10 protein-coding genes are annotated in these 13,272 nt (G+C 36.9%); 9 read left to right on the forward strand and 1 reads right to left on the reverse strand.

The genetic code is table 11. From position 1 onward, the window contains the following. Positions 1–9 precede the first annotated feature (9 nt). Both AB674_RS02405 and AB674_RS02410 read left to right on the forward strand, forming a co-directional pair. Entirely contained in the window at positions 10–1,407 is a 1,398-nt protein-coding gene (locus tag AB674_RS02405; protein WP_047773534.1) for a RagB/SusD family nutrient uptake outer membrane protein, read from the forward strand. Between the two features lie 336 nt (positions 1,408–1,743). Then, the gene (locus AB674_RS02410) at positions 1,744–3,516 is read left to right on the forward strand and encodes an amidohydrolase (RefSeq protein WP_082210580.1); all 1,773 of its coding nucleotides are present in this window, start codon (positions 1,744–1,746) and stop codon (positions 3,514–3,516) included. Between the two features lie 66 nt (positions 3,517–3,582). Here AB674_RS02410 and rocD read toward each other — a convergent pair whose 3' ends face one another. Next, positions 3,583–4,836, reverse strand: a complete 1,254-nt coding sequence (rocD, locus tag AB674_RS02415; RefSeq protein WP_047773535.1) for an ornithine--oxo-acid transaminase — start codon at positions 4,834–4,836, stop codon at positions 3,583–3,585. 200 nt (positions 4,837–5,036) lie between these two features. Between rocD and AB674_RS02420 the strand changes: the two genes are divergently transcribed. The 7 genes from AB674_RS02420 (at position 5,037) to AB674_RS02450 (ending at position 13,043) form a co-directional block, all read left to right on the forward strand. Next, positions 5,037–5,489, forward strand: coding sequence for an Lrp/AsnC family transcriptional regulator (locus AB674_RS02420; protein ID WP_047773536.1), 453 nt, complete (start codon positions 5,037–5,039; stop codon positions 5,487–5,489). A 20-nt stretch (positions 5,490–5,509) separates the two neighbouring features. Beyond that, positions 5,510–7,033, forward strand: coding sequence for a M20/M25/M40 family metallo-hydrolase (locus AB674_RS02425; RefSeq protein WP_047773537.1), 1,524 nt, complete (start codon positions 5,510–5,512; stop codon positions 7,031–7,033). A gap of 19 nt (positions 7,034–7,052) precedes the next feature. Further along, complete coding sequence (locus AB674_RS02430; RefSeq protein WP_047773539.1) at positions 7,053–7,919, forward strand: cyanophycinase; 867 nt, start codon at positions 7,053–7,055, stop codon at positions 7,917–7,919. 2 nt (positions 7,920–7,921) lie between these two features. After that, the gene (locus tag AB674_RS02435) at positions 7,922–10,123 is read left to right on the forward strand and encodes a penicillin acylase family protein (protein ID WP_047773540.1); all 2,202 of its coding nucleotides are present in this window, start codon (positions 7,922–7,924) and stop codon (positions 10,121–10,123) included. 101 nt (positions 10,124–10,224) lie between these two features. Beyond that, on the forward strand, positions 10,225–10,998 hold the full coding sequence (locus AB674_RS02440) for a dienelactone hydrolase family protein (RefSeq protein ID WP_047773541.1): 774 nt from the start codon (positions 10,225–10,227) through the stop codon (positions 10,996–10,998). A 37-nt stretch (positions 10,999–11,035) separates the two neighbouring features. Further along, positions 11,036–12,013 (forward strand): DUF3667 domain-containing protein, encoded by a 978-nt coding sequence (locus AB674_RS02445; RefSeq protein ID WP_047773543.1) that lies wholly within the window; start codon positions 11,036–11,038, stop codon positions 12,011–12,013. 7 nt (positions 12,014–12,020) lie between these two features. Beyond that, positions 12,021–13,043, forward strand: a complete 1,023-nt coding sequence (locus tag AB674_RS02450; RefSeq protein WP_047773778.1) for a M28 family peptidase — start codon at positions 12,021–12,023, stop codon at positions 13,041–13,043. Positions 13,044–13,272 lie beyond the last annotated feature (229 nt).

The raw sequence follows: 13,272 nt of genomic DNA on the forward strand, positions 1-13,272 counted from the left end.
ACTTACAAAATGAAATCAAATAAATTAATTCTACTGATCGTTTTCGCGTTGTTTTATGCAAGTTGCGAAAATGAACTCGATATCGAACCTAAACAAAAAGGAGATGCAAACGTTACCTTAAGCACCGAAGCCGGAGTAACAAATGTACTGATAGGAACCTACGCATTGGCTGCAAACAAAGAGGCCTATGGTGGAAGAATTTTACTTTATGCGGATTTGCTTGGCGTAACCGGTGTAACGGCTACAACTGACTTGAGATGGAGGGGAACTTATGGCGAATTAGGTCAAATGTACAACAAATCAATGTTAGCCGATAATATTATCATTGAAAGAACCTATGTCAAATGTTATCAAATTATTAATGCCACCAATACGGTTATCGACAACATCGATAAAGTAAAAGATCCTGAAAGAAAAGCCATTATGATTGGTGAAGCTAACTTTTTAAGATCTTTAGCTTATTTTGATCTGGTTCGTTTCTTTGCAAAACCTTATGAAAGTGGCAAAGGCAATACACAATTAGGGGTGGTCATACGACCAAAAGCAATTTATGATTTTAGTGTTGACCTTTCTAAAGAAAGAAGTACGGTAGATGAAGTCTATAAAGTTATTATTGACGGTTTAAATGTCGCTTATACCAATCTTCCCGCAGAAAATGATTTTTATGCCGACAAATACGCCGCAAAAGCACTATTGGCTAGAGTATATTTGCAACAAAGCAATTATACAGCAGCCAGAGATGCCGCAAATGATGTCATTGCCAACAGTGGCCATGGGTTATCTGTTAAATATGCCGATGCCTTTAATCACGATACGGATAAAACCGAAGATGTATTTGCGATTCAAATCACCAAACAAACCGGTGAAAATGACGTTGTTACCTTTTATGCCTCTGAAGACAGAGGAGGTCGCAACGGTGATTTTTATATTAGAGATCCCTACTTAGCTAAATTCACCGATCCCAATGATGGCAGAGGAAAATTTAATTATGAAAATCCCTCAAACGGAAAATTACTAACTTCAAAATACACCGATCAATTTGCCGATGTTGGCATTATTCGTCTGGCTGAAATGTATTTAATAAGAGCTGAGGCCAATTTTCAGGCCGGAACCGCCATCGGAAATACACCACTTGACGATATCAACATTCTCAGAACAAGAGCCAATGCCAAAAATTTAACTGCAGTGACATTAAATGATATTTTACTGGAACGCCAACTAGAACTGGCAATGGAAGGTTTTTCAATTCACGATATCAAAAGAACAAAAGGTTCTATTGATGTTAGTGATAAAGGTGATGGCTCGTCTTTGCTTCCGTTTGATGCTGATAAATTAGTATTCCCCATTCCGATAACAGAAATGGATGCTAATAAACTAATTACTCAAAATCCGGGTTATAGTCAGTAACTAAATTACATTTTAACTAAAAAACCATTCGTTGCGGCGAATGGTTTTTTTATGAACTAATAATAAAATGAAATTTTAACTTCTAAACTCATTCAAAGATTTCTCGATGATCTCAAGACATTTCTAAGCCAAATCTGAATCTACATTGCAATTCATTACGATGACGTTTAGCAAGCCTAAAATTACGCAGCACATCTATAAAAATCTAACCATCAGAATATTATATTTTAAAAAAATAAAAAACTTTATCTATTAAGTTGAGGTTTATTCACAATAATCTTAACTTTGAGTGAAACTAAATTATACTAGAAACTCATTTTAAATCTGAGTACGATTATGTTAAAACAATCTATGTTACTCCGTCTTGTACTTGTGTTGCTATTGATCGCGGGAGGATACTTCACCTTCCAGTTTTTCAATAAGAAAAGTCATTCATCCACTATTGCTCCGGCAAACATTGTCCTCCGTGGTGGTAAAATATTTACTGTAGAAGAGCGCCAGCAATGGGCAGAGGCCGTTGCCGTACGTGGCGACACCATTGTATATGTTGGTAACGCAGAAGGTGTCGAGCCCTTCGTTGGGCCAAATACAAAGGTTGTGGAACTCAACGGAAAAATGGTTTTGCCGGGTTTCGTAGAGTCACATATACACCCAATGTTATCTTGGACTACATTGGGTGCTGATCTTCAATTTGATGATCCGAAAGCAATGCTGGCTGCAGTGAAAAACTATGCAAATGCAAACCCAAAAGATGTGGTCGTTCGTGGATTTGGCTGGCGCTATACAGCCTTCCCTGCCACAGGACCAAAGAAAGAAGATATCGATAAAATTGTGTCCGACCGTCCGGTGATGTTGGTTGCCATTGATGGCCACTCGGCTTGGGTCAATTCTAAGGCTCTCGAAATAGCCAATATTACAGCTCAAACACCCGACCCGGTTCCCGGTGTCAGCCGTTTTGAGCGAGACCCTAAAACCGGAAAGCCTACCGGATATGTAATAGAAGTGGCTGCTATGTTCCAGCTTTTAGCGGCACTTGCACCTCCCAATCCTGAGGAGATGTTGACAACGTTGCAAAATAGTCTGAAAGCATTTTCCAAAGCGGGCATCACAGCTGTGTTCGATGCCGGTATCATCGGCATGAAGGAAGAAGACGGCTTTGCAATGTACCAATCGCTCGAAAAAGCTGGTACACTACCCGTACGTGTAGTAGGTGCTCACTATTACAACAACCCGAAAGAAGATCCGTTACCCATTATTAAAGAGCTTCGTCGTCGCTTTAACAGTGAACTTGTTTCTGCAACCACTTTAAAAATTAATGTCGATGGCGGCGATGCGCAATACACTGCTGCTATGCTAAAACCGTATGCTGATAAACCAAATACAAGCGGTGATCTGATTATTCCGGCAGCTATAATGACAGCTGTTGTTACCCGTGCTCATGCGGCAGGTATCAATACGTTTTCTCATGCTTTTGGCGACCGAGCAGCACGTGTTTATCTCGATGCCGTTGCAGCTGCGCGTGCCAGCTATCCAAAAAATAAGACCCGTCATACGGCCAGCCACATCATGTACCTGACAGATTCCGATATCAAACGCTTTAAATTACTGGATGTTAGCGCCCAATTTTCAGCACAGTGGGCTATGCCGGATGCCGCGAACCTGGGTGTTGCTATTGATCGTCTGGGAGAACAAGTAGTCAGTACAGAATTTATGCGCATAGGTTCTGTGGCCGCCGCCGGAGGACGTGTCGCTTTTGGCACCGACTGGCCAGCCGCAGGTTACTACAGTACTTTCAAGCCATTGGAAGCAATTCAGGTAGCGATAACTCGTGAGATGATCAGCGGACGCGGCACACCCAAGCGACCGATTATGCCTCCTGCATCCGAAAGAATTACACTTGAACAAGCATTGCGAGCCAGTACTATTAATTCTGCTTACATTTTAGGAATGGAAGACCGCATCGGATCGTTGCGTGTTGGCAAACGTGCAGATCTAATTGTTCTTAATAAAAACCTTTTCGATATACCACCGCAGGACATCAGTAAAACACAAATTTTGCTCACTCTGATGAATGGCAAAGAAACATTTCGAGATAATGCATTTAAATAGATCTCAAAAAAAAAACCATTCGTCGTAACGAATGGTTTCTATATGAACTAATAATAAAATGAAATTTTAACTTCTAAACTCATTCAAAGATTTCTCAATAATCTCAAGACATTCCTCAATTTGAGCCTCAGTCATAACCAATGGTGGTGCTAATCTGATTTTATTACCGTGAGTTGGTTTGGCCAATAATCCATTGTCTCTGAATTTCAGGCAGATTTCCCAAGCCAAATCTGAATCTTCTCCGCAGTTGATTACGATGGCATTCAATAATCCTTTTCCACGAACCAGGGTGATTAAATCGTTACGTTCTGCAATTTCATTTAATCCTTTTCTTAAAAGAATCCCTAAACGTTCTGCATTTTCAGCCAGTTTTTCGTCTTTAACAACTTCAAGTGCCGCAATGGCAACAGCCGCAGCAACAGGATTTCCACCAAAAGTAGATCCGTGTTGTCCCGGTTTGATTACATTCATGATTTCGTTATTCGCCAAAACCGCAGAAACCGGATAAACTCCACCTGAAATTGCTTTTCCTAAAATTAAAATATCAGGTTCCACATTTTCGTGGTGAACAGCCAATAATTTCCCTGTACGGGCAATTCCCGTCTGAACTTCATCAGCAATAAACAAAACATTATGTTTCTCACAAAGTTCTTTTGCTTTTGCTAAATAACCTTCAGAAGGAACATAAACTCCTGCTTCTCCTTGAATTGGTTCCACAAGAAAACCAGCAATATTTTTTGATGATTCCAGCGCTTTTTCAAGAGCTGCTAAATTATCGTATTCAATTTTTATAAATCCATCTGTAAAAGGACCGAAGTTTTTACGCGCTCCTTCATCATTCGAAAAAGAAATAATGGTAGTCGTTCTTCCGTGAAAATTGTTCTCACAAACAATAATCTGAGCCAGATTCTCATGAATTCCTTTTACCTCATAAGCCCATTTTCTACAAAGTTTAAGAGCAGTTTCTACTGCTTCCGCACCCGTATTCATTGGTAAAACTTTATCAAAACCAAAATAATTGGTTACATATTCTTCATAATTTCCTAATTGGTCGTTGTAAAAGGCACGGGACGTCAAAGTAAGCGTTTGCGCCTGATTTACCATGGCTCCAACAATTTTTGGATGACAGTGTCCTTGATTTACGGCAGAATAAGCAGATAAAAAGTCATAATACTTTTTACCGTCCACATCCCAAACGTATACGCCTTCTCCTTTTTCCAAAACTACCGGAAGCGGGTGGTAATTATGAGCTCCGTATTTGTTCTCTTTTTCGATCAAAACCTCAGATTTTGATGAAAGTGATTCTAGTTTATGTCCCATGATATTTTCTTTTATTAATGCAAAAATATAAAATTTATTGATTTATTGCGAATAAATAGCTATTTTTAACTTAAAAATAAGCTTAATAAAACCAATATAACTTATTTTAACATGTAATTAAGTCATTTTAAAATTTAATATTTACTCAGGTACATTAGACTTATTTTTATCTTTACATAAACTAAACGTAAAAAAGTTACATGGATATTTTAGATGAATTTGATGTGAAAATTATAAAGGAATTAGAAAAAGACGGAAGAATTGCCTATTCTACGATCGCTACTAATCTTAAAATTTCAAATACCATGGTGCACCAACGCATTAATCGTTTATTTGAACAAGGGATTATTACGGGCATCAAGCCAATCCTAAACGAAAAACTTATTGGTTACGATTGGGCTTCTTTTACCGGAATAACATTGAATAAAGATTCGGATTCTGAAAGAATTATCGAAGCTTTAAAAGAAATACCCGAAATTACAGAATGTTATTTTGTAACCGGTTCCTATACACTATACCTCAAAATTACAGCAAAAAACCACGAACATATGCGCAAAATATTATACGAGAAAGTCGATAATATTCCGGGAATTGCAAAAACAGATTCGATGGTAGAATTAGGTTGTGCTTTTAAACGAAATATAAGCTTATAATAAACTTAAAATAAAAAAGTATGCGATTACAAAAACTTTCTTTAGTTGTTCTATTCTTCTGTAAATCAATTTTGTTTTCGCAAAACAGTGTTCCAAATCCTGTAAAAAGTGATTTTTCAGGAACATTGTCTTTTTTAGCTTCTGACTGGATGGAAGGCCGTGAACCAACCAGTAAAGGCGGATTTAAAGCCGCAGACTATATTGCATCCATGATGGAATTGTACCAACTACTTCCCTACAACAATTCGTCTCCATCCAAAAACAATACTTTTTTTCAGGACTTTAATATCAAAAGACATACGGTCCAATCTGTTTCTTTAGCTATAGACAGTGGAAATAACAACACAATTTTACTTTCTCCAAAATCAGAATACAAAGTAACGCCTGTCGACAAATCTTCAAAAAAAGAAGCCGGAATTGTATTTGCCGGTTATGGATTAAGTGTTCCAAAAGAAAACTATGATGACTATACAAAAATATCGGCAAAAGATAAAGTTGTTTTAATTCTAGAAGGCTATCCTGGTTACAAAGACACTGCTTCAGTTGGCTTTAAAAAATTTAAAAAATGGTTTCCCGAAGAAAATAATTTAGAAGAAACCAAAATCCAAAACGCCATACAGCAAGGGGCTATAGCAGTCATTTTTTTGGATGTGACCGGGAATTTTAAACCCAAATCAACAGACAATTACACTTTCGATTCCTTAGAAAATCCCACCTCCCTTTCTATTCCCATCTTTAGACTATCTGCACCAGCGACCGAAAAAATTCTGGCCGGGACCTCCATTCAATTAGCCGAAACAGAAAAAAAAGCGGCGCAGCAATTAAAAACTTCTTCTTCCTTATTAAAAAATAAAAAATGTAATTTTTCAATTGACTTGAAGTCAGAAACTTTTCCGGTTCGCAATGTAATCGGGATGATTCCGGGAAAAGATACTTCTAAATCCATCATAATTGGAGCGCATTACGATCATTTAGGTATCAAAAATGATTCTATTTACAATGGTGCTGACGATAATGCTTCGGGTGTATCAGGAATGTTGGCTTTGGCAAAAAACTGGTCAGCATCTAAAATAAAACCACCATACAACATTGTTTTTGCCTCCTGGACTGCTGAAGAAACGGGACTTTTGGGAAGTGAATACTTTGTTCAACATTTAGATTTAAACCAACAGAAAATCCTTCTTTGTGTTAATATGGATATGATTTCAAGAAGTGCTCCCGAAGATACCAAACAACGCATTTTAAGTATTGGCACTCAAAAAGAAGACGAAAACTTAAGAAAAATCGCTGCTGCAGGCAATCAAAACCTTCAAAATCCGTTTGAACTTGATCTTTGGGAAACTAATGGACATACCGGGAGCGATTACGCTTCTTTTACAACAAAAGGAATTCCGATAATGACTTTTTTCAGCGGCTTCCATGCGGATTACCACAGTCCAAGAGATCAGTCTGCAAAAGTCGATTTAAACAAAGAAAAAGACATTCTTTCTATAGTCAATAGCAGCGTGTTACAATTCATAGAAACGCATTCAACAACCAAATAACCACCAAAAAATAACTGCCATGAAAAAACCACTTTATTTGCCTTATTCTTTTGTCCTTTTTATTTTCATCACAATCCTGGGCTTTTCCAGCACTGTTGCACAAGCCCAAAATCCAAAAGGGAAATTATTTATAATTGGTGGCGGAGACCGGTCTGATGAACTGATGAAACAAGTACTGGAAGTCGCAGATTTAAAAGCAACAGACTATATTGTCGTTTTACCCATGTCAAGCGAAGAGCCGGACGGTTCATTTCAGTTTTTTAAAGATCAAATGGTAAAGCTGACGAAAAATCCAATTGTGATGTTGAATTTCAATACCGAAACCGCGCAAAATAAAAAACTGGCAGATTCAGTACAAAAAGCAAAATTAATCTTTATAAGTGGTGGTGATCAGGTTCGCTTTATGAAAGTTGTACACAATACTCCTATAAAAACGGCCATACAAAAGGCTTACCAAAACGGAAGTACCATTTCGGGAACAAGCGCCGGAGCAGCAGTAATGTCTGAGAAAATGATAACCGGAAACCAAAAACTGGAAAAAGAATACTCCGGTACTTTTGACAACATCCGACACGACAATTTAGAAACGGCTGAAGGCTTAGGTTTATTGAAAACCGCCATTATTGACCAGCACTTTTTAAAAAGAAACCGCTACAACAGATTGCTTTCGGCAATGGTTGAATTTCCAAATTTAACCGGAATTGGAATCGATGAAGCTACCGCCATTATTGTTAGAAACAACCAAATTGAAGTGGCCGGAGACAGCGAAGTTATTGTAATTAAAAACCCAAAAGGGATTGTAAAATCCAAAAAGAACAATCTCATTTCAATTGAGAATTTACAAATGGGAATTTATACGGCAGGACAAAAATTTAACATCAAATAATCATGTTACAGTATTTAAAAAACATTAAACTTATCGTTTTGGTTTCTTGCACAACCTTAACTGCTTTTGCACAAAAAATCAATACAAAAGAAGCCAATCGATTGGAAAAATTGGCGCAGCAGGTGACCATTATCCGAGACAATTGGGGCATTCCGCATATTTACGGGAAGACGGATGCTGATGCTGTTTTTGGTTTACTTTATGCGCAATGTGAAGACGATTTCAAACGAATCGAAATGAATTATATTGAAAAACTAGGTCGTCTTGCAGAAATTAAAGGCGAATCGGTTTTATACAATGATTTAGAAATTCGTCTTTTAATTGATGCTGAAGATGCCAAATCTGACTACAAAAAAGCTCCCGTATGGCTTAAAAAACTTTTGAACAGCTATGCGGACGCGATTAATTTTTATTTATACAAACATCCCGAGGTCAAACCTGCCCTTTTAACGCATTTTGAACCTTGGTATCCGCTTTTATGGACAGACGGAAGCATTGGTGCCATTAGCACTGCGGATCTTTCGACCGCAGAACTTAAAGCCTTTTATTCCGGAAACAATGACAAGGTAGCTTACGTAGAAAGAGAAAAAAATGTACAAACCGGTTCAAATGGTTTTGCTTTTGCTCCGTCTAAAACAGCTGACGGAAATTCGATTTTGTATATTAATCCACACACTACCTTTTATTTCAGACCCGAAGTTCAAGTCACGAGTGAAGAAGGATTGAATGCATATGGTGCTGTAACCTGGGGGCAATTCTTTATCTATCAGGGTTTCAACGAAAATTGCGGGTGGATGCACACCTCATCCAATGTAGATGTTGCTGATATGTACGCGGAAAAAATCACCAACAAAAAAGGAAAACTTTTTTATGAATTTGATAAAAAGTTAGTTCCTGTTATCGAGAAAGAAATCACAATAAATTACACTGAAAAAGAGAAATTAATTGCTAAAAAAATCAAAACCTATTTTACCAATAACGGCCCGATCATGGCCAAACGTGATGGAAAATGGATTAGTTTGAAATCGATGAACCGTTCCATGAACAGCTTAATTCAAAGCTGGGTAAGAACTAAATCAAAGAATTTTGAGGAGTACAAAAAAGCCATGGATCTAAAAGCCAACACCTCAAACAACACCGTTTATGCTGATAACAAAGGAAATATTGCCTATTGGCACGGTAATTATATCCCGATTAGAGATAAAACACTTAATTGGTCTAAAGTGATAGACGGATCTGTTTCTGCTACACAATGGAAAGGTTTGCATGACGTTAACGAAACCGTTCATTTGTACAATCCTGTAAACGGTTGGATTCAGAATTGCAATTCAACACCTTATACTTCGGCAGCAGAAAATAGTCCAAAAAAAGAAAATTATTTGCCTTATATGGCTCCCGACGGGGAAAATTTCAGAGGTGTAAATGCGGTTCGAATTTTTAGCAAAGGAAACAACTATACGCTTGATAAAGTAATCGCTGATGGTTACGACACTAAGTTATCCATTTTTGAAGTGCTGATTCCAAGTTTGATCACGGTCTTCGAAAAAAACATAAAAACTACTGATCCTGAATACTCCGATTTAATTGAGCCCATCACTTTATTAAAAAATTGGGACTATTATGCCAAAGAAAACTCTATTGCTACTACCCTCGCCGTTGAATGGGCTTATAAATTAGACCCAATTATCCAAAAAGCTTATATTGATGAAGGCGAACCGGATCAGGTCGAAAACACCAAACGTTTTGCCCAAAATGCAACGACTTCACAACTAATTCCGCAATTACAATCGGTTTTAAAAGAATTAAAAACCAAATGGGGAACTTGGCAGGTTGCTTGGGGCGAAATCAACCGTTTTCAACGTACAAGCGGAGATCTGGTGCTACAATACGATGACTCCAAACCGAGTTTACCAATCGCATTTGGTCCTTCTTCCTGGGGAAGTTTGCCCGCTTTTAGAAGCAATTATCAAAACAATTCAAAAAAACGTTACGGTTACAATGGTAATAGTTTTGTTTGTGCCGTTGAATTTGGTCCTAAAATAAAAGCAAAATCATTATTAGCCGGAGGAAATAGCGGCGATGAAACTTCTAAACATTTTACCGATCAGGCAGAAATGTACCAAAAGGGAAAGTTTAAAGACGTTTTATTCTACAAAGAAGATATTATAAAAAATGCCGAACGTACTTATCATCCGGGAGAGTAATTTTTAACTTTTAGCATCTCAAAATCAAACCTTGGAGGAAATATCTTTCGAGGTTTTTTTGTATCGTAATATTTCTGATATTTGTTAAAAATTGTAAATTTATGAAAAACCACACTATGCTTCTTTTTGCTACCATTCTATTTTCTAGCACTATAAGCGCTCAATTGAAACCTGTAAAATATGCCGACGGAAATCAGACCTTAAACGGATTATTTATAAAATCAGCCAAAAAAAGCCCTAACAATCCGGGAATTTTACTTTTGCCGGCATGGCTCGGAATCGATAATGCTTCAAAAGGAATTGCAGAAAATTTATCGAAACTAGGGTATCATGTTTTTATTGCTGATATCTATGGCGAAGGAAACTATCCTAAAAATACTACTGAAGCATCAAAAATAGCCGGTCATTACAAAACCAACTTTACTGAATATCAAAACAGGATCAACCTTGCTTTACAACAATTAATAAAATCCGGTGCCGATACTGATAATATTGTCGCAATTGGATATTGTTTTGGTGGTAGCGGGGTCCTTGAAGCGGTGCGCGGACAACTAAATCTAAAAGGTATTGTTTCTTTTCACGGCGGACTGGGTAAGGAAGGTACAAGACCAGTAGCACCAATTTCATCAAAAATTTTGATTTGCCACGGTGCCGATGATCCTTATGTATCACAAGAGGAAATAACAGCTCTTCAACAAGAATTTCGCGATTCAAAAGCCGATTGGCAAATGATTTATTACGCCAATGCGGTTCACTCTTTTACAAATCCTGAAGCAGGAAACGACAATACAAAAGGTGCTGCTTACAATCCGGTTGCTGCAAAAAGAGCTTTTGAACATTTACAACTTTTCTTAAAAGAAGTCTTAAAAAAATAATACAAGCCAATCAAAACTAAATTAGTAAAACCAACCAATGTCAAAAAATACCATTAGAAAAGATAAAACCTGTCTGAATTGCAGACATGTCGTGGAGCAAAAATTTTGTCCAAATTGCGGCCAGGAAAACAGCGATACCAGAAAAACATTTCACCATTTATTTATTCATTTTTTTGAAGATTTAACCCATTACGAAAATGCTTTTTGGAAGACTATACGAAACTTACTTTTCAAACCTTCCACGTTAACCAAAGAGTATCTTTCAGGCAAAAGACTATCTTATTTGGCTCCTGTCCGATTGTATATCTTTATCAGTTTTATAACCTTTCTTTTAATTGCCCTATTTCCAAACAAAGTCAGCGAAGATTTCAATAAAAACGCAAAAGTATTATCAGCAGAAATAGCTAAAACGGATAAAAATAGTAAGGATGAGGAATTGAAAATCTCTAGCAACTATCTAGATATGAGACCTATGAAAGAAATCGATTCTATTCAGCAATACGGAAAAGAAAAAGAAAAACTTTCAGAATTTGAATATTGGGCTTACTCAAAAGTTTATAATATCACAAAGCATTATAGCAAAAAAGAGATTTTTGAAAAGTTTATTGAATCCTTTATTCATAATATTCCCAAAATTCTTTTTATTATTATGCCATTTTTTGCTTTTCTATTATGGCTTTTTCACAACAAAAAGAAATGGTACTATTTTGATCATGGAATCTTTACCTTACATTATTTTTCTTTTCTCCTTCTAATGTTTCTGATTTTATTTAGCATCACAAAAATAATTGGTCTGTTCGCAGAGAATAGTCCACTAAATTTCATCTCCAATATTACCAACTTCGTCGGGGTTATCTGGATGTGTTATTACTTCTATCCGGCACATCATCGCTTTTATGGAGAATCAAGAATAGTTTCATTTGTTAAAAGTGTAATGCTGTTTATTGTAAATTCCTTTTTTATTCTATTTTTACTTACCTTTTATGTTTTTTACATATTTATCAATTTACACTAAACCAAAAATGAAAAAGATTGTTCTCTTATTATTAATTGCTACTGCATTTTCCTGTAAAAATGCGCAGTCTGTTGCGTCGAAAGACAATTCAGATCCAACGAAATACATCAAGCTTATCACCGAAAAAGACTTAAAAACAATGTTATATACGGTTGCTTCAGATGAAATGGAAGGCCGTGAAACCGGTTCAAAAGGACAGAAAAAGGCCGGTCTTTATATGATTGAGCAATACAAAAAAAATGGTATTTCGTTTCCTAAAGGAGCAGCAGACTTCTATCAACCTGTTCCGGCAGCTTTCTTAAATGCCAGACGTAACGAAAACCTACCTGATTCTGAGAATATCTGGGCTTACATCGAAGGTTCAGAAAAACCGGATGAAGTATTGGTAATTTCGGCACATTACGACCATGTTGGTATCAAAAACGGAGAAGTTTATAACGGTGCTGATGATGACGGATCCGGAACTGTTGCTGTTATCGAAATCGCAAAAGCATTCGCAAAAGCAAAAAAAGACGGACACGGGCCAAAACGTTCTATTTTATTCTTACACGTTACCGGAGAAGAGCACGGTTTACACGGTTCTCGTTACTATTCTGAGAATCCATTGTTTCCAATTGCCAATACCATTACCGACATCAACATCGACATGATTGGTCGTCGCGATATAGAGCATGCTAAATCAAACAATTATGTTTACGTAATTGGAGCAGATCGTTTGTCTACAGATTTGCACAATGCTGTTGTAAGTCAAAACGAAAAATATACCAAAGTAGACTTAGATTTTAAATTTAACGACCCAAAAGATCCAAATCATTTTTACGAGCGTTCTGACCACTATAACTTTGCTAAATATGGTGTTCCTGCTGTATTCTTCTTTAACGGAGTACACGAAGATTACCACGGTAAAGGTGATGAACCTGAAAAAATCGAATACGATGCCTTAACCAAAAGAACACAATTAGCATTCGTTGTTGCCTGGGATCTAGCCAATAGAGCGAACAGACCTGTGGTTGATAAACCGATTAAGTAAGGTACTGAGGTGCTGAATGGCTAAGGTTCTGAGGTTTTAAAACGGAGGGGCAAAGGTTTAAAGCGGCTGAGGCTCTAAGATTTTTCAAATAATAAAACTAAAAAAGAGGAGCTAAAAACTCCTCTTTTTTTATATATTTTATTCTGTAAATATTAAATCAAATTTAAAAACCTCTGCCACTTTAAACCTTTCAGTAATCAAATCTAAAAATTGCGAAGAAATAAAAGAG

This window comes from Flavobacterium sp. ABG (assembly GCF_001027725.1).
GTDB lineage: Bacteria > Bacteroidota > Bacteroidia > Flavobacteriales > Flavobacteriaceae > Flavobacterium > Flavobacterium cupriresistens.

Excerpts from the sequence above, each read along its gene's own strand:
- AB674_RS02450 (WP_047773778.1), top strand. The coding sequence starts at position 12,021 with ATGAAAAAGATTGTTCTCTTATTATTAATTGCTACTGCATTTTCCTGT.
- AB674_RS02425 (WP_047773537.1), top strand. The coding sequence starts at position 5,510 with ATGCGATTACAAAAACTTTCTTTAGTTGTTCTATTCTTCTGTAAATCA.
- AB674_RS02445 (WP_047773543.1), top strand. The coding sequence starts at position 11,036 with ATGTCAAAAAATACCATTAGAAAAGATAAAACCTGTCTGAATTGCAGA.
- AB674_RS02405 (WP_047773534.1), top strand. The coding sequence starts at position 10 with ATGAAATCAAATAAATTAATTCTACTGATCGTTTTCGCGTTGTTTTAT.
- AB674_RS02435 (WP_047773540.1), top strand. The coding sequence starts at position 7,922 with ATGTTACAGTATTTAAAAAACATTAAACTTATCGTTTTGGTTTCTTGC.
- rocD (WP_047773535.1), bottom strand. The coding sequence starts at position 4,836 with ATGGGACATAAACTAGAATCACTTTCATCAAAATCTGAGGTTTTGATC.
- AB674_RS02440 (WP_047773541.1), top strand. The coding sequence starts at position 10,225 with ATGAAAAACCACACTATGCTTCTTTTTGCTACCATTCTATTTTCTAGC.
- AB674_RS02420 (WP_047773536.1), top strand. The coding sequence starts at position 5,037 with ATGGATATTTTAGATGAATTTGATGTGAAAATTATAAAGGAATTAGAA.
- AB674_RS02430 (WP_047773539.1), top strand. The coding sequence starts at position 7,053 with ATGAAAAAACCACTTTATTTGCCTTATTCTTTTGTCCTTTTTATTTTC.
- AB674_RS02410 (WP_082210580.1), top strand. The coding sequence starts at position 1,744 with ATGTTAAAACAATCTATGTTACTCCGTCTTGTACTTGTGTTGCTATTG.